The organism is Mycobacterium sp. pV006, from assembly GCF_041287115.1.
Taxonomy (GTDB): Bacteria; Actinomycetota; Actinomycetes; order Mycobacteriales; family Mycobacteriaceae; genus Mycobacterium.
In genome coordinates, this window is record NZ_JBGGKT010000020.1 from 50,592 (window position 1) to 70,311 (window position 19,720).

Genomic DNA, 19,720 nt, shown 5'->3' on the forward strand with positions numbered 1-19,720 from the left:
TCACCTCAGCCGTCGGCGCGTGCGCCGGCGCGCGCTGCGCAGCGCCAGCGCGGTGGTCATCCGCAGCGACCGGGTGAACGGCGGGGCCGCCCGGCCGGTGATGGTGAACGGGAGATCACTGCCCACCACCGACCGATAGTGGGTGAACGCGTCGAACCCGGCCTTGCCGTGGTACGCCCCCATCCCGCTGCGCCCGATCCCGCCGAACGGTGCATCCGACGGGATCATCTGGGCGGCAAAGTCATTGCGCGCCACCCCACCGCTGCGGGTGCGCCGCACGAAGGAGCGGAAGTCGCCGTCGTCCGGGCCGAACCAGTACGCGACCAACGGGCTCGGCCGCGCGTTGACGTAGTCGACGACGTCATCCAAACTCCGGTAGGTCCGTACAGTCAGCACGGGTCCGAACGTCTCCTCGCTGGCCAGCAGCATGGTTTCGTCGATGTCGCGCACGAGCGTCGGTGCGATCTTGCGCGAGACCGGATCCGGCAGCGACTCACCGGGCGGGGCAACCGCTTCGACGCGCGCCCCTTTCCCACGGGCGTCCTCGATCAGGTTGCGGACGCGGTCGAAGTTGGCCTGGTTCACCGACGAGCAGTAGTCGTCGTTGGACACGATGGACGGAAACATCGAGCGCCAGGTGTCCCGCACCGTCGCGGTGAACTGCTCGACGTGTGTCTCGGGGACGAAAACGTAGTCCGGGCAGACGCATACCTGTCCCCCGTTGATCATGCGTCCCTGGGCGATGCGGGTGGCGGCACGCACCATGTCGGCCTGCCGAGCGACCACCACCGGGTTCTTGCCACCCAGCTCCAACGTCACCGGCACCAGATTCTCCGCCGCCGCCCGCGCCACCATCGCACCCACCGACGGCGACCCGGTGAAGAAAAGGTGGTCGAACGGCAACCGGGTGAACGCGGACGCCACGTCCACATCACCGGTGACGACCGCGAGTTCCGTCGGATCGAAGAACTTCGGCACCAGCTCCGCGAACGTCTCGGCGGTGCGCGGGGTCACCTCCGACATCTTGATCATGACGCGGTTGCCGGCCGCGAATGCCGCCGCGGCGGGAAGTACCACGAGGTTGAGCGGGAAGTTCCAGGGCCCGACGATCCCGACAACACCTTTCGGGGTCGGGTGGACTTCGGCCTTGACACCGAACAGCCGGCCTGACGGCAGAACCCGGGTCGGTGTCATCCACTGCCTGGTGTGGGCGCGGGTGTGCTCGATCACCGAGACCATGCCGAGGATCTCGGTGAACAGGGACCCGTCACGCGGCCGGGTGCCGTAATCGGCATTCATGGCGTCGACGAAGTCGTCGGCGTGGTCGAGCACCATGGCCAGGAGGCGGTCGATCCTGTTGTGGCGCTGCGCCAGATCCGGCGGCCCCTCGGCGAGGAACGACGCGCGCTGACGTTCCAGGAGCGCCATCATCGGATCAGCCACCGTCAACTCCCTGCAGGCCGGCGCCGGGCCAGCACGTTTTGGCGCACGATCAAAAACACCGGGAAAGCCACGCTGATCGCGACGCAGATGCTCATCACGAGATAGACCCAGACATGCGCGATGCCGAGCCGCCGCGCCTCGACGACGATGAACACGAACGCGGCGACCGCCACCAGGACCACATCGTTGGTCAGTGACGCGGCGGCGTGGTTGGCGTAGGCCGCGGTGACGAAGTCGACGATGCTGCGCCCTTGCCCGCTGACGAAGAACGCGACGTTGTGCCACCATGTCGCGATCAGCGCGCCGAGCGCGGTGACTCCGTATATCGCGCAGAGGATCTTGTCGGCGCGGGTGAGCACGGAAGTCACCCCTCAGGCGCCGGCCTGCGCCGGCATCGGGTACATCAGGGCGGCGTTGAATCCGCCGTCGACCTGGATGTCCTGACCGTTGATCCAGCGCGCGTCCGGAGACGTGAGAAACCCGATGGCCGGCGTCATGTCGTCGACCGTGCCGTGCCGGCCGATCGTCGCGCGCACGCCGTCGAGCATCTCCTTGCCCATGGACTGTTCGAACTCACCGAGGATCGGCGTTTCCGTGGGACCCGGACTGATCGTGTTGACCCGCACCCCGTACTCACGCCACGCGACGCCGCTGAGCCGTTTGGCATAGAGGATGAGGGCCTGCTTGGACACGTAGTAGGCCATCGCCGGGTCCTGGGTCGAGAGCCATTCATGCAGCGACGCCGCGTCGTCGACCTCGAGCAGCCTCGAGAGCATCTCGAGGTTGTTCTCCCAGCCGAGCGCCGCGGTGGACGCCACGGCAACCATCGAACCGCCGCGATTCATCCGTTGCAGCATGCCGTCGAGCATCAGCCTGGCACCGAGGTAGTTGACCGACAACACGTCGGCGGCCGCAGCGGTGCCCGGGATGCCCGCGACATGGGCGAAGACGTCCCACCCGTCACCGATCGAGGTCAGGGTCTGCTCGATCTCGTCGCCGTTGCGCAAGTCGCAGATCAGCCACTCGGCGGCCGGTCCGGTTTGCGGCCGTACATCGACGGCGAGCACGTGATCGCCGCGATCGTGGAACCACCGGGCCGCCGCGGCACCGATCCCGGAACCCGCACCGACGACCACCACACGGCGCACGTCCGAACCCATAGCTGCCCTCCTGGCACTTCATTTGTCGCGGTGGCCAAAACGATCCTAGTCGCAGTTACTGTAACTATTACGGTGATCGCACGGCACACTCTGTACACGAGTTACTGTAAGAGTTACAGTAACTTTATGGAGACGCCGGTCCCGGATGTCGCGGTGGACGAGCCCATCGACCTACGCGATCCCTATCCGATGTTCGCGCGCCGACGCGCCGAGGGTGGTGTGTTCCGCGGTTCGGTGATGGACTGGTCCAAGACCCCGGCATCGATGGTCCCGGAAAATCTCTACGCCGCTGTGTCTTTCGACGCCGTCAATCGGGTGTTCCGGGACGGCAAGGTGTTCAACTCTCGCATCTACGACTCGACCATCGGTCTGTTCATCGGCCCGACCATCCTCGCCATGGAGGGCAAACCGCACTGGGAGCACCGCAACCTGGTCTCGGCGGCGTTCAAGTCACGCTCGCTGGCGCGCTGGGAACCCGAGATCGTCCGCCCCGTGGTCAACGAGCTGATCGACGAGTTCGTCGACGCGGGTGAAGCGGACCTGGTGCGGGACTTCACGTTCGAGTTCCCGACGCGGGTCATCTCGCGCCTGCTCGGCCTCCCCGAGGAGGACCTGTCCTGGTTCCGCAAGCGTGCGGTCGAGCTGATCAGTTACACCGTGAAGTACCAGCGCGCCTTCGAGGCGTCCGCAGCACTGAAGGAGTACTTCCTGGCCCAAATCGAGCAGCGCCGCTCCGCCCCGACCGAAGACATCATCGGCGACCTGGTATCTGCCGAGATCGACGGGGAGAAGCTCAGCGACGAGGCCATCTACTCGTTCCTCCGCCTACTGCTGCCCGCCGGGTTGGAAACCACCTACCGGTCGTCGGGAAACCTGTTGTACCTGTTGCTGACTCACCGTGACCAGTTCGATGCCGTCGAGGCCGACCACGAGCTGATCGGTGCCGCGATCGAGGAAGGTCTGCGTTACGAGACACCCCTGACCACGGTGCAACGCTCCGCCACCGAGGACACCGAACTCGAGGGCGTCCCGATACCGGCCGGCTCGGTCATCGACGTCTGCATCGGTTCGGCCAACCGCGACGAGAAGCGTTGGGAGCGTTCCGAAGAGTTCGACATCTTCCGTAAGCGCACACCGCACATCTCGTTCGCCGCCGGCGAGCACACGTGCATGGGCCTGCATCTGGCGCGGATGGAGACCCGGGTCGCGCTGGAAACGCTGTTGACCCGGCTGTCGGACATCGAGTTGGTCACCGACGACGACCCACACATCCACGGCCAGCCGTTCCGGTCCCCGACCGCGCTGCCGGTCACCTTCACCCCCGCGGAGTAGCGTCTCTCAGCTCTTGCGACGCTCCCGGCGCGCGATCGTCTTGGTCTCCAGGTACTGCTGGAATCCTTCGAGGCCGCACTGGCGGCCGACCCCGCTGCTCTTGTAGCCGCCGAACGGTGCGTCGGCACCGTAGAACATGCCGCCGTTGACACCGAACGCGCCGGTACGCACCCGGCGCGCGATCACCATCCCCCGTTCCTCCGACCGCGACATCACCGCGCCGGCCAAACCGAACGGGCTGTCGTTGGCGATGCGAACCGCGTCGTCGTCATCGTCGAACGGCAGCACCACCAGAACCGGCCCGAAGATCTCCTGCTGCGCGATGTCGGCGCTGTTGTCCACGCCGGTCACCACGGTGGGTGCCACGAAGTAGCCGCCTGCCAGGTGGTCGGACAATCCGGTGGCCGGTCCGCCACCGACGGTGATCTCCGCGCCGGCACGCCGCGCACCGTCGATCGCGGTCAGCACACGCTCCTGCTGCGCGGCGCTGACCACCGGACCCACCAGCGTCCCGGGGTCGGCCGGATCACCCACGGGCACATGCTGATACGCCATGGTGATGTCGGCGACGGCCTGCTCGTAGAGCGAGCGGTGGACCAGCATCCGGCTGGTCGCCGCGCAGGCCTGCCCGGCGTGCACACACACGCCGATCGCGGTGGGCACGATCGCGGCGGGGTTCGCGTCGTCGAGCACGATGGCCGCCGATTTTCCGCCCAACTCCAGGAACATGCGCTTCATCGTGTCCGCACCCTGGCGCATCAACAGCTTGCCGACCGCGGTCGAGCCGGTGAACGACACCAGGTCCACCCGCGGATCGGTGCCGAGCCGTCCGGCCACCTCGTTGGACGGGGTGGTGACGACGTTGACGACGCCGGGCGGGATGTCGGTGTGTTCGGCGATGAGTCGGCCGATCCGGGTGGCGTTCCACGGCGTGTGCGGGTCGGGCTTGAGGACGACGGTGTTCCCGGCCGCCAGGGCGGGACCGAGCTTGTTGAGGATGACCTCGATCGGGAAGTTCGACGGAGTCACCGCGGCGACCACCCCGGCGGGCTCCTTGACCACGGTACGGATGTTGCGTTCACCGAAGAGGCCTCCGCCGTCGAGCGTACGCTCCCACTCGAACGTGTCGATCAGCTGCGCGGGGTAGCGCAGCGCGTCGGCCAACGGCCAATCCAGTTGTGCTGAGGCCGTCATCATCACCGGGCACCCGGTCTCGGCGATCAGTTCCTCGCGCAACAGTTCCTGCTCGGACTCGAGCGCGGCTTGCAGCTGTTCGAGACACCGACGGCGCAGCGCCCGGTTGGTCGACCAGTCCGTGGTGTCGAAGGCATTGCGGGCCGCGGCGATCGCGCGGTCCATGTCGGTGACGTCGGCCGCGGCCGTGGTACCGAGTACCGCGCCGGTGGCCGGACTGATGTTGTCGAACTCCGCACCCGACTCGGCGGCGACGAGGTTGCCGTCGATCAGCATCCGCCGTTCGGCACGCTCGGCGGCACGTCGGCCGATCTCGATGCTGGTCTGCGATTCGGTCACGGCCTCGCCCATGTGGCACCTTCGGTCGAACGACAGCGCGGCACCCATCCGGCACGCGCAACGGTAAACATTACAGTATCGAAATTGGGCTAGACTTCCCCGACAACCGCCGACAACGCCGTCAGAAGGGGCACGAGTTTGATCAAGGTGATGCAGGGCGTCAGGGTCCTCGAAGTCGCACAGTTCACGTTCGTGCCCGCGGCGGGCGCCATCCTGGCGGATTGGGGCGCCGACGTCATCAAGGTCGAGCATCCCGTACGCGGTGACACCCAACGCGGCTTCATCAACATGGGCGGATTCCAACTCGACCCGAACCGGCACCCGTTGATCGAGCACCCGAACCGCGGAAAGCGCAGCGTCGGGATCGACGTGTCGACCCCGGGCGGCCAGGAGGTGCTTTACGAGATCGCCAAGACCGCCGACGTGTTCCTCACCAATTACATGCCGGCACAACGGCAGAAGAACAAGTTCGACATCGAGCACATCCGCGCGGTGAACCCGAACATCATCTATGCGCGCGGCAGCGCCTACGGCGACAAGGGCGCCGAACGCGACACCGGCGGCTTCGACGGCACCGCGTTCTGGACACGTAGCGGCGTTGGGCACGCGCTGACTCCGGAAGAGATCGGTGGCGCTCTGTCCCAGGGCATCCCCGCGTTCGGCGACTCGATCGGCGGCATGAACATCGCCGGGGGGATCTCGGCGGCACTGTTCCACCGTGAGCGCACCGGCGAGGCCGTCGAGATCGACGTGTCGCTGCTGTCGACGGCGTGGTGGGCGGCCGGCGCCAGCGTCACCCAGGGCATGGAGACCGGCGAGACCATGCGGTCGCTGATGCCCGATTCGGTCAGCGCGGTCAACCCGTTCATGGCCAACTACCTGACCTCCGTCGGCGGCACCATCAACCTGTGCATCGTCAGCCCTACCGGCTACATCAAGGATGCGTTCGAGCACCTCGGTCTGCCCGAGCTCGCCGACGACCCTCGGTTCAACGACGTGATGCCACTGATCGAGAACTCCGAGGAAGCGGCGCGGTTGATCGCCGAATCCATCCGCAGCAAGCCGTTCGAGTACTGGCGGCAGCACCTCAAGACCATGAAGGGACAGTGGGCGCCGTTCCAGAGCCTCGTCGATCTGGCCACCGACGAGCAGGCGCTCGCGAACGACATGGTGGTCGAAGTCGAGGCCACCGACGGCGGCAAGCCGTTCAAGGTGGTGCGCGGGCCGGTGCAGTTCAACCACGAACCGCTGGAGACGACGCGCGCGCCGCAGGCCTCCGAGCACACCGAGATCGTGCTGATGGAACTCGGCCTGGACTGGGACCGCATCGAGGAACTCAAGGACAGCGGCGCGATCGCCTGACCGCGCCTCCCGCCGAACTTGCATTCCACGCGCGTCAAAGGGCGATTTGACGCGCGTGGAATGCAAGTTCGGCGGGGATTAGACCGGGGTGACGCGCACCGGCACTCCGGTCAGCCAGGCCATCCCGCTCAGCGGCTCGACGTCGGCCGGGTCGCTGGACGTCAACTGGTTGACGTTCACCCCGCCGGCCGCGTTGGCCACCTGCCAGCCTCCGGTGCCCTTGTGCCCCCAGCCGTGTGGCAGTGCGAGCACGCCGGCCATGATGTCCTTGGTCAGTGTCACCGGCAGTCGGATCTGCCCGTAGGGCGAGCTGACCGTGACCTCGGCGCCGTCGTCGACACCGAGTTCGGCGGCATCGTCGGCGTTCATCAGCCCGTGCTGCCGACGGTCACTGCGCATCAGCAGCGGCGAGTTGTGCATCCACGAGTTCTCCGAACGGGGTTCCCGCATCCCGATCATCCGCAGCGGGAACTCCGGCCGGTACTGCTGCGCCGACAGTGTCGCAATCTGCTCGGCGATGTCGTTGTGCTCCAAGCGGATCCGTCGGCCCCGGTAGCTGACCACCCGCCGCAGCCGGCCGGCCTCCAGGTGCGGGTCGAGGACCGTGCCGTGGGGATGGTCGCGGGTCAGTCGATCGAAGGTCAGACCGTCGCGTCGCAGGCCGAACCGGTCTCCGCCGGTGGCGATCCGGATGATGCCGTCGGCGAGTCGCCGTGACCGGAAGCGCCCTCCCATGGCCCGGTTCAGTGCGGCCAGCACGGTGAAAAGCCGCGACCGACCGGCCAGCCGGGTGATCAGTTCGCCGACGATCTGCGCCTCGGTACGGGCCTGCCCGACGGGTGCGATGACCGCTTCGGTGGCCTGCCGGAACGGGGTGGCCTGGAACAACTGGAAGGTCAGCGGGAAGTCGTCGCGCTCGTACATCGTGGTCACCGGCAACACGTAGTCGCAGTGGGCGGTGGTTTCAGTCAGGTAGAAGTCCAGTCCCACCGACAGATCCAGTTTGTCCAGGGCGGTTTCCAGTTCGTCACCGTTGGGCACCGACAGCACCGGGTTGCCCGCACTGACGAACAGCGCGCGGATCTGCCGCTGCCCCGGGGTGAGGATCTCCTTGGCCATCAGCGCGGCCGGCTCGGAACCGATCAGCGCCGGCACTCCCCCGATACGCGAGCGACGGCGCCGGTAGGTCCTGCGCAGTGCCGCGCCCATCACCGTGTTGGTCCACTGCTCGCCGGGCATTCCGAGGCCGGCGAACATCGAACCGCCGGGCCTGTCGAGATTGCCGGCCACCAGGTTCACGACGTCGATCAGGTAGGACGTGAGCGTGCCGTAACGGCCGACGCAGGTGCCGAGCCGACCGTAGATCGCGGCGCGCGGCGTCGACGCCAGGTCGCGGGCCAGCGTCCGCACCACGTCGGCGTCGACACCCGTGCGCGCCGCGGTGGCCTCCGGCGTGAACGGCCGGCATTGCGCGCGCAGCCAGTCGAGCCCGTCCGCAAGATCCCGGATCCGGTGGGTGGCCGCCAGGTTCTCGGCGAACATCACGTTCAGCAGTGACAGCAGGAGCAACGCATCGGTGTCGGGGACGATGCCGCACCATTCGAACTGGGCCGCCGTCTCGGTGCGCCGCGGGTCGATGACCACGACCCGTCCCCCGCGCTTGGCGATGTCGTGCATGCGGTCCTTGATCCGCGGCGCGGTCAGGAAGCTGCCGTGCGACACCACGGGGTTGGCCCCCATGACGACGAGCAGGTCGGTGCGGTTGAGATCCGGGATCGGCACCGAAATCGGTGTGCCGTAGAGCAATTGGCTGGCCATCAGACGGCTGTTGGTGTCCTGCGAGGACGCGGTGAAGAAGTGGGTGCCGCGGCCCAGGCCCTTGATGAACCCCAGTGCCGACATCACGTGGGCGTAGCTGAACGCTCCGGGGTTGCCCATGTACCAGCCGACGGCCTGCGGCCCGTGCTCCGCCACGATCGCCGACAGTCGTGTGCTGATGTCGGACATCGCGTCGTCCCAGCTGACGGGTTCGAACCCATCGGCGGTCCGGCGCAGCGGTGTGGTGACCCGGTCGGGATCGTTGACGACCTCGGTGAACGCGATCCCCTTCTGACAAGCGAACCCGGCCGACAGCGGGTGTTCCTTGTCCGGGCGCAGCGCGGTGAGCTTGCCGTCCTCGACGGTGGCGATCATGCCGCACAGCGGCTCGCAGATCCGGCAGAACGTCGTTTTCTGGACGGTGGTGGTCTCGTGGATGACGTCGGACATCAGGTTGCCTCCTGCCCCCGGTTACTTCGTTAGTCTGCGCACGATGCGCTGGATTGTCGACGGAATGAACGTGATCGGCACCCGCCCCGACGGGTGGTGGCGCGACCGACAGGCCGCGATGGCCACTCTGGTCGAGAAACTGGAGGCCTGGGCGTCGCGTGAGGCCGCAGACGTGACGGTGGTGTTCGAGAAGCCGCCGTCGCCGCCGCTGGAATCGACCGTGATCGCGGTGGCGCACGCCCCTGCGGCCGCGCCGAACTCCGCGGACGACGAGATCGTCCGGCTCGTCAGCGCCGCCGGGGATCCGGGCGCGATCACCGTCGCCACCTCGGACCGGGCGCTGGCCGACCGGGTACGCGCGGCCGGCGCGCGCGTGTTCTCAGCCGAAGCCATGCGCGATCTGGTGGACCCACGCTGACAGGTTTACCGTAAGATTTACCGTTGAGAAGGCGGATCGAGAGGATCTCTTTATGCACGACGTCGCGATCATCGGCGTGGGACTGCACCCGTTCGGCAGGTTCGAAGGCAAGACCGCGATGCAGATGGGCGTGGACGCCATCACCGCAGCCGTCGCCGACGCGGGCGTGGCATGGAACGACATCCAGTTCGGTGTCGGCGGCAGTTGGACGGTGGCCAACCCCGACGCGATCGTCGGCATGGTGGGACTCTCGGGCATCCCGTTCACCAACGTGTTCAACGCCTGCGCGACCGCGGCCAGCGCGACGAAGGCCTGCGCCGACGGAATCCGCTTGGGCGACTACGACATCGGTATCGCCGTCGGACTCGACAAGCATCCGCGCGGCGCGTTCACTGAAGACCCGGCACTGGTCGGCATGCCCAGCTGGTACGCCGAGAACGGTCAGTATCTGACCACCCAGTTCTTCGGCATGAAGGCTAACCGCTACCTCCACGAGCACGGCATCAGCCACCAGACGCTAGCCAAGGTCGTCAACAAGAACCTGCGCAACGGTGCGCTGAACCCGAACGCGTTCCGCCGCAAGCCGATGGACGAGGACGCGATCCTGAACTCGCCGATGCTGAACTATCCGCTGACGCAGTACATGTTCTGCTCACCGGACGAAGGCGCGGCCGCGGTGGTGATGTGCCGGGCCGACATCGCGCACCGCTACACCGACAAGCCGGTCTATGTCCGGGCGGTGGAGGTGCGCACCCGTAAGTACGGTGCCTACGAGGTCAACACCACGTTCGCGCCGGTCGACGAGGACGTCGCCCCGACGGTCTACGCGGCCCGCGCGGCGTTCGAGAAGGCCGGCGTGACGCCCCAGGACGTCGACGTGATCCAGCTGCAGGACACCGACGCCGGCGCCGAAGTCATCCACATGGCCGAATGCGGGTTCTGCGCGGACGGCGACCAGGAGAAGCTGCTCGCCGACGGCGCCACCGAGATCGGTGGCGCCATGCCGGTCAACACCGATGGCGGGCTGCTGGCCAACGGCGAGCCGATCGGCGCGTCCGGGTTGCGCCAGATCCACGAGATCGTCCGGCAGCTGCGCGGCGAAGCCGGCGATCGACAGATCCCGGGTGAGCCCAAGGTCGGTTTCGCTCAGCTCTACGGCGCGCCGGGCACCGCAGGCGCGACGATCCTGACCACGTAGTTCCCCGCCGAAATTGCGTTCCACGCGCGTCAAACCGCCGTTTGACGCGCGTGGAACGCAATTTCGGCGCTCGCCCGGTGCCGGGCGGTGGGTGGCGCCGGCGCGGTGGTCAGCGCAGCACGCGGACCGGGACGTTGCGCCACCCGGCGACGTTCTGCATGTTCACCCGCGTACAGCGGGCGCGGTCCACCTCGTAGCGGGGCATGAAGTCCAGCATCCGGTCCAGTGCGACAGCACTTTCCATCCTGGCCAGCGCCGCACCCAGGCAGCTGTGGATCCCGTACCCCAACCCCAGGTTCTGCGCCTCGGTGCGGTTGCGCTCGATGTCGAAGCGATCGGGATCGGTCCAGGCTTCCGGGTCCCGGTTCGCCGAGCCGCCGACCAGGAACACCGGCTTGCCCGCGGGGATGGTGATGCCGTGCAGTTCGATCTCGCGCAGCGTGCAGCGCACGTTGTACTGCGCAGGTGCCTCGTAACGCAACAGTTCCTCGACGGCCAGCGGGATCTTGCTGCGGTCGTCGAGCAGCTTCTGCCACTGGTCGGGGTTCTCGTAGAACACCACCGCCGCACTGCCCAACAGTTTGGTGACGGTCTCGGCTCCCGCACCCCCGAGAAGCATGGCGAACTCGGTGATCTCGACGTTGTTCAACGGCTCCATCTCGCCGTTGTCCCGCTCGATCTCGGCGCAGATCAGCTTGCTCAGCAGATCGTCGCCGAGGTTGTCGCGACGCTGTTTGATCAGCTGGTAGTAGTACACGGCCATGTCGACGCCGGCCTTCTGCCCGGCCTCGGTCATGTCCACCTGGCCGTGTTCGCGGTGCAGCAGTTCGTCGATCCAGAGCCGGACCTGCTGGTGGTCCTCGTCGGGAACCCCCTGCATCGTGGTCATGATGTCGACCGGGAACAGCGCCGAGAAGTCCTGCACGAAGTCGAAACCGTCGGGGTTCAGCGCGGCGAGGTGCTTGTCGATCAGACGCGTCACCAGGTCGCGGTGGGCTTCGATGGCGCGCGGGGTGAACACCTTGTTCAGCAGGCTGCGCATCCGACGGTGCGCAGGCGGATCCATCGCGATGATCGAACCGTGCTTGGTCGGCTCCCCCTTGCGGACCTCGGCGAGGTCCACCCCGTAGGCCGACGAGAACGTCTCGTGGTCCTTGAACGCCGCGGCGACGTCCTCGTGACGGGTCAGCGCGTAGAAGTCGAACTCGTCGCTGTAGTAGACCGGCGCCTCCTCGCGCATGCGCCGGTAGGTCTCGTACGGCGAGGTGAAGAACTCGTCCGAGAACGGGTCGAACGAAACCGTTGCAGAGCTCACGACGCCTTCTTCGCCGCCGGGGGTGAGTAATTCGGCTTGCCCAGACCCAGCACGTACTGCGCGATCATGTTGCGGAACACCTCCAGCGTGCCGCCGTAGATGCCGACCAGCGGGGCGAACCGGTAGATGTACTCCGAGGCGCCGTCGTCGGCGGCGCCTTCGGTTCCGACCGGCAACGCCGACGCGGCGCCCATGATGTCCATCAGGTCCGGGGAGATATCGCGCATCGTCTGGGCCAGTGCGACCCGGCCGAAGATGCTCGGCGCCGACAGCGACGCCTCCAACCGAGCCACGCTGCGCCCCAGTCGGTAGGCGACGGATTCGTCGTCGATCAGCCTGCGGCCGTTGGGATCCGGCACCGTCGACTTCTCGGCGGCCTTGTCGACCGCGTTGGCCATGAAGTTCGCCTGGTGCGTCATGATCGCCACGTCCTGCAGGCCGTCGTCGGCAGCTTCGACCGCGCCGTGCTCGGCGTCGAGGGGTTCGCGCACCACCTTCCAGCCTTCGTTGACGCCGCCGAGGCGGTAGCGGTCGGAGACGCGCACGTCGCTGTAGTAGACGATGTTGGTGCGGTCGCCGTCGACGGTGCGAATGCCCTGGATCTCGATGCCCGGCGTGTCGAGCGGCACCAGGAACATCGTCAGACTCGAGTGTTTCGGCGCGCTCGGGTCGGTGTTGGTGATCAGGAAGACGTACTGGCAGTTGTGGGCGCCGGTGGTGAACATCTTCGAGCCGTTGATGATCCAGTCATCCCCGTCCCGCACGGCTCGCGTCTTACAGGTCGCCACGTCCGAGCCGCCCTCGGGTTCGGTGTAACCCAGGCACATCCGGACGTGACCGCTGTAAACCTTGGGCAGTACTTCTTCTTTCAGTTCGGGTGAGCCGAACTTCTGCACCGACTTCGAGATCATCGCCGTGGTACCGGATGTCACCCACGGGACATGCGCCCGACGCTTCTCCAGCTCCCAGATCCGGCGTTCCACCCGGCTGAACGGGTTCGCCGTGTCGGGGTTCCAGTCCCGCTCCAGATAGCCGGCGGCGCCGAGCGCCAGATGCACGCCTTCGTCGAAGTTGTCCCCGGTCTCGCGGTCGCGGCGGATCACTTCGTCGGTGACGATCTCGCTCAGGAAGCTGCGGACGTCGCTCTGGAACTTCTGTTCCTCGTCGGACAGTTCCACCCAGGAGAAATCCACGATCTCAGCTCCGTCCTTCTCGGTCGGCCACGATGTGTGCGATGTGCTTGGCGGTGGCGCCCGGGTCGCCGCCGGCGACCGCCCAGCCGCGGGCACGCACCAGGTACGCCGTGGCCGCCGCTTCGGCCGACACCCCGAGCCCGCCCTGCACGTGGACGGCCATGGTCGCCGCCTTGGCGGCCTCCTCGGCCATGAACACGAACACCGACGGCGCCAGTTCGCGGCGTTCGTCGGGTTCGTTGTCCAGGAACCAGGCCGCACGCCGGGCCAGGTTGCGTCCGCCGGCCACGGTGATCGCGATGTTGGCCAACGGGTGGGAAATGGCCTGCAGCGTGGAGATCGGCACGCCGAGTGTGTAACGCGTCTTGGAGAACTCGGCCGCGATCGTCATGGTCTCCTCGACCAGGCCGACGAGCGCCGCGCCGGTCAGCAGACGCCACTCGTCGAGGGCGCGCTGGTAGTCGGCCAGCGCCTCGGCGCCACTGGCCAGCACGGTGCGCTGGTCCGCTGCGGCGGGATCGACCCAGGCCATGGGCAACTTGCCGATGTTGTCCACTCGAGCCGGTCGGGAACCGAAGCTCAGCAGCACCACGTCATCGCCGTCACGCAGCACGATGTGGTCGGCGATCGATCCGGACGGGACCAGCCGGACACCACTGGACTGGTCCTGAACCGGGTCCAGCGCAACGATTTTCGTGCCGTCGACCACCTCGGACTCCACCGTGCCCAGCCGACCGAGGAGCCGGGCGGCGCACACATGGTCGATCCACGGCACCGGCGCCAACGACCGTCCGAGTTCCTCGGCGACCAACGTCAGGTCGACCAGGGTGGCGCCGTCGCCGCCCGCCGACTCCGGCAGCGCCATCGTCGTCGCGCCCATGGCGCACAGCCGCTCCCACAGGTTCTTGTCGAATCCGGACTCCTCGGCAGCACGCACCGTCTCGATCGAACAGTGGCTGGCGAAGAAGTCCTTGTAGGCCGCCTGCAGCGCCTGATGGTCCTCGGACAGGCTGTAGTCCAACCTGCGCAGTTCGTAGCGGTCCATGGTCAGCGCTCCTGTTCCTGGGGGCCGAAGAAGAAGTCGTTGGCGTTGTTGAAGAGGTAGTTGTCGAGCACGTCGGCCGGCAGGTCCAGCGCCAGTGCTTCGGGTACCACGCGGGTCTGCCGCAGCACCGGCCAGTCCGAGGCGAAGATCACCTTGTTCTTCCCGCGCGTGCGCATGAAGTGCAACAGGCTGTCGGGCAAGCGTTTCGGGGACCATGCCGAGGTCATGATCCGCAGGTTGGCGTACTTGATCAGCAGGCGGATCGCGACGTCCCACCACGGGTCGGCGCCGTGGATCATGCACAGCTTCAGCTCCGGGAACCGCACGCAGACCCGGTCGAGATGGATCGGGTTCTGCACCTCACCGGGAATGGGCGGGCCGGGCAGACCCGTGTTGATGCACAGTGGCAGCTCGAGTTCCGCGCATTTGGTGTAGAGCGGGTAGTACACCGCGTCGCTGGGCGGGTACATCCCGTCACCCCAGAAGCTCGGTCCCACCGCCGCGTACGCGACGGGCAGGTCGGCCACGACCGCGCTGAGTTCGCGCAGGGACGGTATCGGACGCAGCAGGTTCACGCCGCCGATGGCGAGCGCGAACTTGTCCGGACGTTCCTCGACGAACTTGCGCGCAGTCACCGACGGCTTGACGAGATTGTCCATCAGGATGGCTTTCTCGACCCCGTGCTCGGCCATCTCGTCGAGCAGCTCGGGCAACTCGACCTGGTCGTAGAGCGACTTGGGTCCCTTGAAGTAGTCGTCGCGGACCTTGAGCATGAACTCGGGTTGTTTGGCCGTCTCACCGAAGTGCACGTTGACCAAACAGTCGATCACCTTCTGGGTCACGACTGGCCCGCCAGGGTATCCGATTGCGCCACCTGGGATTTGGCCCACCGGTAGTCGGCCTTTCCGTTGCCGAGCCTGCGTATGCGGTCCACGAACAGGAACTCCTTCGGTGTCTTGTATCGGGCCAGGTGCTCATGACACAGCGCACGCAGCGGCTCATCGGTCAGGGCCGCACCGTCGCGGGCGGCCACCAGGGCAACCACTTCCTCACCCCAGCGCTCGCTGGGGCGGCCCACCACCAGTGCGTCCTCCACGTCGGGGTGCATGCGGACCACTTCCTCGACCTCTTCGACGAACACCTTCTCCCCGCCGGTGTTGATCACCAGCGAGTCCCGCCCGAACAACCGCAGCGTGCCGTCGGCCTCGAGCGAACCGCGATCCCCCGAGATTACGACGCACCGGCCCTCGATCTCCGGGAAGGTGCGCTGTGTGGCCTCGGCATCGTCGAAGTAGCCCAACGGAATCCGCCCCTCCCGCGCCACCCAGCCGACCTCCGGCTCGCCGGGTGCGACGAAGCGGGTGCGGTCCTCGGACAACAGCACGACGCCGTCGCGGCGCTCGAAGGTGTCCTTGCGGTCGCCGCGCTGACTGCGCCCGAACGCCATGTTGCCGGTCTCTGACGAGCCGTACCCGTTGATCAGGGTGATCTGCGGCAGGAGCTCGAGCAGCGCCTGCTGGTGCCGCGGATTCGTCGCGGCCCCGCCGGTGCCGATGGCGAACATCGACGACAGGTCGTAGGGGTGACGACGAAGCTCGTCGATCAGCGGGCCGGCGTAGGCGTCGCCGACCATCGTCATCAGACCGACTTTCTCCCGCTCGGCGGTGCGCAGCACGGCGGCCGGATCCAGGGTCGGCTTGTCGTAGAGGATCACCGTCTGTCCGTTGAGCAGGGCCGCGAACGCGGTCCACATGCCCGCGGCGTGCATCAGCGGCGACACCGCGAACCACGGCGGGCCGGCATGGGCGACCTTGTCGTGGATCTCGGACACCGATTCGTGGTCGGCGCCGTTCATCGAGATGACGTAGGTGTCGGCCTGGCGCCACATCACGCCCTTGGGCCGCCCGGTGGTCCCGCCGGTGCAGATCATCATCACGTCGTCCGGCGACGGTGTGATGTCCTGGTCGACGTCGCCTTGGGCCAGCGCGTCATCCAGTGGCACGGCCCCGGCGAGGTCGGGACCGTCGCTGCCGTCGTCGATCGAGATCACCACCTCGACACCGTCACCGGGCAGGACGTCGGCGAACTTCGCCCCCAGCGAGCGGTGACAGATGACAGCGCGTGGCTTCAGGTAGGCCAGCAGTTCCGCCACTTCGCGGGGCGTGTAGTTGAAGTTCACGTTGACCGGCACGGCCCGGGCCTTGAGCGATCCGATCACCATGTCCGGATACAGGTCATTGTGCATGATCAGCGCCACGCGGTCCTGGCCGCACTCCCAACGCTGCAGTTCACCGCGTTCGCGTTGCAGCCCGATCCCGTTGGCCGCCAGGAAGTTCGCCAGACGTCGGGTGCGGTCGGCGGTCTCTGCGTAGGTGCTGCGGCGGTCCCCGCAGATCGTCATCACGCGGTCGGGCACCGCTTCGGCGATGGCGTCGACGACACCACCGATGGTCCACTGCGCCATGGCTACGCGGAAACCGTCACATCTACACCGAGCAACTCGAGGGCGTTGTCGCGCATCACCCTCCGGGTGTCCTCGTGGCTGAACTCCGGGAACTGCGGAATGTCGGCGGTGAACGATGTCGGATCCGCCAAGCCCTCACCATGAGGCCAGTCCGATCCGAACAGGATCTTGTCCACCCCGATGGTCTCGGCGAGCAGTTTCACGTCGTCCTCGTAGTACGGCGCGATCCACACGTTGTTGCGCAGCTGCTCGACCGGATCCTCTTTGTAGTGGTATGGAGCGTTGTTGGCGGACTTCTTGAGCCGCTTGATCAGCCGGTAGACGAAGTAGGACCCGTTCTCGATGCTGGCCACCTTCAGCTTCGGGTGCCGGGTGAAGACCTGGTGGACGATCATCGAGGCGATGGTGTCGTGGATGGCGCGGTCGTCCATGATCACCATGTCGAGCGGATCGCGCTTGCCGAAGCCCTTGAACACACCGCTGCCACCCCACAACGCCGGGATCGCCATGTATCCGGAGTCGGACAGGTGGAACACCACCGGGACACCGGCCTCGGCCAGCCGCGCCCACACCGGGTCGTGCACCGGGTCACCCAGTGAGCGCGGCCGCACCAACCCCGGCACCGGCGCAGGGCGCACACAGACAATCTTGGCGCCCCGGCTCAGCACGAATTCGACTTCCTCGACGGCTTTTTCGGGATCGGCCAGTGAGATGATCGGCGCCGCGAGGATCCGGCCGTCGGGACGGTTGAATCCCCAGTCCTCGTCCAACCACAGGTTGAACGCATGCATCGCGACCATGGTGGCTTCGACGTCGTGCTTGAGACCCTCCTCCACGCCGCACGCGAACGTCGGCAGCATGAACACCGTCTCGAGGTTCTGCTTGTCGAGGATCTCCACCCGGGCTTCCCGGTTCTGGTATTCGGGGTGATCGGCCAGCCGGTCGACCTTCATCAGCGACGCGGGGTCGACCCCTTCGGGGATCTCACCGCGGAACAGCAGGTCCAGACAGCCCGGCTCGATGATCGGGTCGAACGACGGGTTCGGGATGAAATGGTTGACCACCCCACCGAACACCGCCAGGGTGCGCTTACCGTCCTGCACCATCTGCACTCCGCGGCTGCGGAACTCTTTGGGCTGGTACCGGGTGAACGCGTCGAGCGGTTCGTAGTAGTGGTTGTCGACGTCGATGGCGCGATAGTCCAGGGGTTGCGGAGCGTTCATGACGCGTCCTCCTTCTCCAGTTCCATGGGCGGGAAGTGGGGCTGTCTCTTCTCGAAGAAGGCGGTGATGCCTTCGATGAAGTCGGGCCGCTGCATCGACTCGTGCATCAGTGTCTCTGCTCGGGCGCTGGTGTCGTGGACGTTTCGCAGAGCGTCCTGATACATCTGGCGCTTGATGACGGCGAGCGCGCTCGGGGCGCAGTGGGTGGCCATGTCCTCGGCGTAGGCCAGCGCCCGCGACATCAGTTCCTCGCCGGGCACCACCTCTTTGACCATGCCGAGAGTCTTGGCCTCCTCGGCGTAGAAGGTGCGGCCGGACAGCAACAGATCCAGCGCGGCACCCCATCCCACCACCCGCGGCAGGATCCATGAGATCCCGTACTCGGCGATCAGTCCCCGCCGCGAGAACGCCGTGGTGAACTTCGCGCCGGCGGCGGCGAAGCGGACGTCGCACATCAGGGCGTGGGTCAGCCCGATCCCGGCGCACGCGCCGTTGATCGCGGCGATGACCGGCTTGCGGAGTTCGGTGAGGAAGTACGGGTGGCGTTCGCCGACCAGCTGGGTCACGTCGGCTTCACCCGCGGACTGACCGGCACTGCTGATGCCGTCGAGGTCGCCCATGTCGGCGCCGGCGCAGAACGCGCGCCCGTTCCCGGTGAGCACGATGACGCGTACGGCCGGGTCGGCTTCGGCACGGTCGATGCAGCGGTAGAACGCGCCGGCCAGCCCCCCGCCCCAGGCGTTCATCCGCTCGGGCCGGTTGAGGGTCAGCACCGCGACGCCACTGTCACGGACCTCGTAGAGCACGGGTTGTCCGCCCGAGGCGGTGCCGGTGGGTGCGGCGGGTTCGGCAGAGGTCACGCCGATAGCCTCCTCAGCTCGCTAGATGCTCATACTGTACACCTATCGGTAGTGGCTTCCGCAATGCCACCGAGGCGGCTATCCGTCGATCAGTCCGAGGTTCTTGTAGGCGGTGCGGATCTGGTCTTTGCCGGCCTCGGGCAGGTGCGCCTGCGGCGGCCGGGAATGCGGGTAGTCGCCGATCGGTAACCCGAGAACCGACGCGGCGTACTTGAACGCGCCGCCCCAGTGGGTGAAGTAGTCGGGACGACCGGGGTACGAGGTGAACCACGACCCCATGTCCATGTCGAACCGGTCGAGTCCGGAGTCCCGGGCGAAGTCCATCGCCGCCATCAGGTCGCCGGTCGCGATCAACTGCCAGTAGTCGGAATAGATCGGCTTGTCCGGAGTTTCGAACAAGTAGCCCGCCGTGCCGAGCTGCGCGGGACACACGATGCCCTCACGTAACCAACCCGCTCGGTAGACGGTCTTGTCGCACTCCCAGATCACCAGGTCCGGCGCCAAGTCGTGGAGCAGGCGGCTGGCGGCCGGGCGGAACGCACCCTCCTTGGTGGCGCAGACAGCGTCGATCTCGTCGTAGATCCGGGCACCCTCGGCAGGTGTGAGCACATATCCCGACGACGGCGAGTTGAACATCCCCAGCGCGATGTCGGTGCGGTCGGCGATGTACCGGAAGAACCGCAAAACCCCGTCACCTCCGTGCGTCTCCATCATCGGGGTCTGGATGTAGACGATGTCGGCGCCGGATTCCTGGGCGTGCAGGGTCAGTTCCAGGCAGTCCTTCGGTGCGGTCGCCGCTGTGCACGCCTGTACCACCACATCGGGGTTGAACCGCCCTGGTTCTACTGGAGGCTCGATCTATTGGATTGCGACCAGTGGTTGGTCGCTCCGTGGGGCATCGTAGAA

The 19,720-nt window shown here is 66.8% G+C and carries 16 protein-coding genes and 1 pseudogene; 4 read left to right on the plus strand and 13 right to left on the minus strand.

The window, feature by feature from the left end; genetic code table 11:
- Genes ACAG25_RS22455 through ACAG25_RS22465 form a run of 3 tightly spaced genes read right to left on the minus strand, consistent with a single transcriptional unit; the run spans position 1 to position 2,603 of the window.
- Positions 1-1,431, minus strand: a complete 1,431-nt coding sequence (locus ACAG25_RS22455) for a coniferyl aldehyde dehydrogenase (protein WP_370490701.1) — start codon at positions 1,429-1,431, stop codon at positions 1-3.
- 14 nt (positions 1,432-1,445) lie between these two features.
- A complete protein-coding gene (locus ACAG25_RS22460; protein WP_370490684.1) occupies positions 1,446-1,802 on the minus strand; it encodes a DUF2834 domain-containing protein in 357 nt (118 codons plus the stop codon).
- 12 nt (positions 1,803-1,814) lie between these two features.
- A complete protein-coding gene (locus ACAG25_RS22465) occupies positions 1,815-2,603 on the minus strand; it encodes an SDR family oxidoreductase (protein ID WP_370490685.1) in 789 nt (262 codons plus the stop codon).
- A 126-nt stretch (positions 2,604-2,729) separates the two neighbouring features.
- Here ACAG25_RS22465 and ACAG25_RS22470 point away from each other — a divergent pair, with 126 nt between their 5' ends.
- Positions 2,730-3,935: a cytochrome P450 gene (locus ACAG25_RS22470; RefSeq protein WP_370490686.1), complete on the plus strand. Its 1,206-nt coding sequence runs from the start codon at positions 2,730-2,732 to the stop codon at positions 3,933-3,935.
- Between the two features lie 6 nt (positions 3,936-3,941).
- On the opposite strand, the gene ACAG25_RS22475 is transcribed toward ACAG25_RS22470, so the two are convergent.
- The gene (locus tag ACAG25_RS22475; RefSeq protein WP_370490687.1) at positions 3,942-5,480 is read right to left on the minus strand and encodes an aldehyde dehydrogenase family protein; all 1,539 of its coding nucleotides are present in this window, start codon (positions 5,478-5,480) and stop codon (positions 3,942-3,944) included.
- 138 nt (positions 5,481-5,618) lie between these two features.
- Here ACAG25_RS22475 and ACAG25_RS22480 point away from each other — a divergent pair, with 138 nt between their 5' ends.
- On the plus strand, positions 5,619-6,830 hold the full coding sequence (locus tag ACAG25_RS22480) for a CaiB/BaiF CoA transferase family protein (protein ID WP_370490688.1): 1,212 nt from the start codon (positions 5,619-5,621) through the stop codon (positions 6,828-6,830).
- A gap of 78 nt (positions 6,831-6,908) precedes the next feature.
- On the opposite strand, the gene ACAG25_RS22485 is transcribed toward ACAG25_RS22480, so the two are convergent.
- On the minus strand, positions 6,909-9,098 hold the full coding sequence (locus tag ACAG25_RS22485) for a molybdopterin-dependent oxidoreductase (RefSeq protein ID WP_370490689.1): 2,190 nt from the start codon (positions 9,096-9,098) through the stop codon (positions 6,909-6,911).
- Positions 9,099-9,141: 43 nt separating this feature from the next.
- On the opposite strand from ACAG25_RS22485, the gene ACAG25_RS22490 reads away from it, so the two are divergent.
- Both ACAG25_RS22490 and ACAG25_RS22495 read left to right on the plus strand, forming a co-directional pair.
- Positions 9,142-9,516 carry an NYN domain-containing protein gene (locus tag ACAG25_RS22490; protein ID WP_370490690.1) on the plus strand — a complete coding sequence of 125 codons (375 nt, stop codon included), beginning with the start codon at positions 9,142-9,144 and terminating at the stop codon, positions 9,514-9,516.
- A 52-nt stretch (positions 9,517-9,568) separates the two neighbouring features.
- Positions 9,569-10,714, plus strand: coding sequence for a thiolase family protein (locus ACAG25_RS22495; RefSeq protein ID WP_370490691.1), 1,146 nt, complete (start codon positions 9,569-9,571; stop codon positions 10,712-10,714).
- Positions 10,715-10,823: 109 nt separating this feature from the next.
- Here ACAG25_RS22495 and ACAG25_RS22500 read toward each other — a convergent pair whose 3' ends face one another.
- From ACAG25_RS22500 to ACAG25_RS22535, 8 genes and pseudogenes are all read right to left on the minus strand, one after another.
- The gene (locus ACAG25_RS22500) at positions 10,824-12,029 is read right to left on the minus strand and encodes a cytochrome P450 (RefSeq protein WP_370490692.1); all 1,206 of its coding nucleotides are present in this window, start codon (positions 12,027-12,029) and stop codon (positions 10,824-10,826) included.
- Entirely contained in the window at positions 12,026-13,222 is a 1,197-nt protein-coding gene (locus ACAG25_RS22505) for an acyl-CoA dehydrogenase family protein (protein WP_370490693.1), read from the minus strand. Before ACAG25_RS22505 ends, ACAG25_RS22500 begins: the two co-directional genes overlap by 4 nt.
- A 4-nt stretch (positions 13,223-13,226) precedes the next feature.
- The gene (locus tag ACAG25_RS22510) at positions 13,227-14,267 is read right to left on the minus strand and encodes an acyl-CoA dehydrogenase family protein (protein ID WP_370490694.1); all 1,041 of its coding nucleotides are present in this window, start codon (positions 14,265-14,267) and stop codon (positions 13,227-13,229) included.
- 2 nt (positions 14,268-14,269) lie between these two features.
- A complete protein-coding gene (locus ACAG25_RS22515) occupies positions 14,270-15,109 on the minus strand; it encodes an amidohydrolase family protein (RefSeq protein WP_370490695.1) in 840 nt (279 codons plus the stop codon).
- Positions 15,106-16,731, minus strand: a complete 1,626-nt coding sequence (locus ACAG25_RS22520; RefSeq protein WP_370490696.1) for an acyl-CoA synthetase — start codon at positions 16,729-16,731, stop codon at positions 15,106-15,108. The genes ACAG25_RS22515 and ACAG25_RS22520 overlap by 4 nt, the downstream gene beginning before the upstream one ends.
- A gap of 2 nt (positions 16,732-16,733) precedes the next feature.
- Positions 16,734-17,954: an amidohydrolase family protein gene (locus ACAG25_RS22525; RefSeq protein ID WP_370490697.1), complete on the minus strand. Its 1,221-nt coding sequence runs from the start codon at positions 17,952-17,954 to the stop codon at positions 16,734-16,736.
- Positions 17,951-18,814 (minus strand): enoyl-CoA hydratase, encoded by an 864-nt coding sequence (locus tag ACAG25_RS22530; RefSeq protein WP_370490698.1) that lies wholly within the window; start codon positions 18,812-18,814, stop codon positions 17,951-17,953. The genes ACAG25_RS22525 and ACAG25_RS22530 overlap by 4 nt, the downstream gene beginning before the upstream one ends.
- 78 nt (positions 18,815-18,892) lie before the next feature.
- A pseudogene (locus ACAG25_RS22535) lies at positions 18,893-19,660 on the minus strand (dihydrodipicolinate synthase family protein); the annotation flags it as partial.
- Positions 19,661-19,720: the final 60 nt, after the last annotated feature.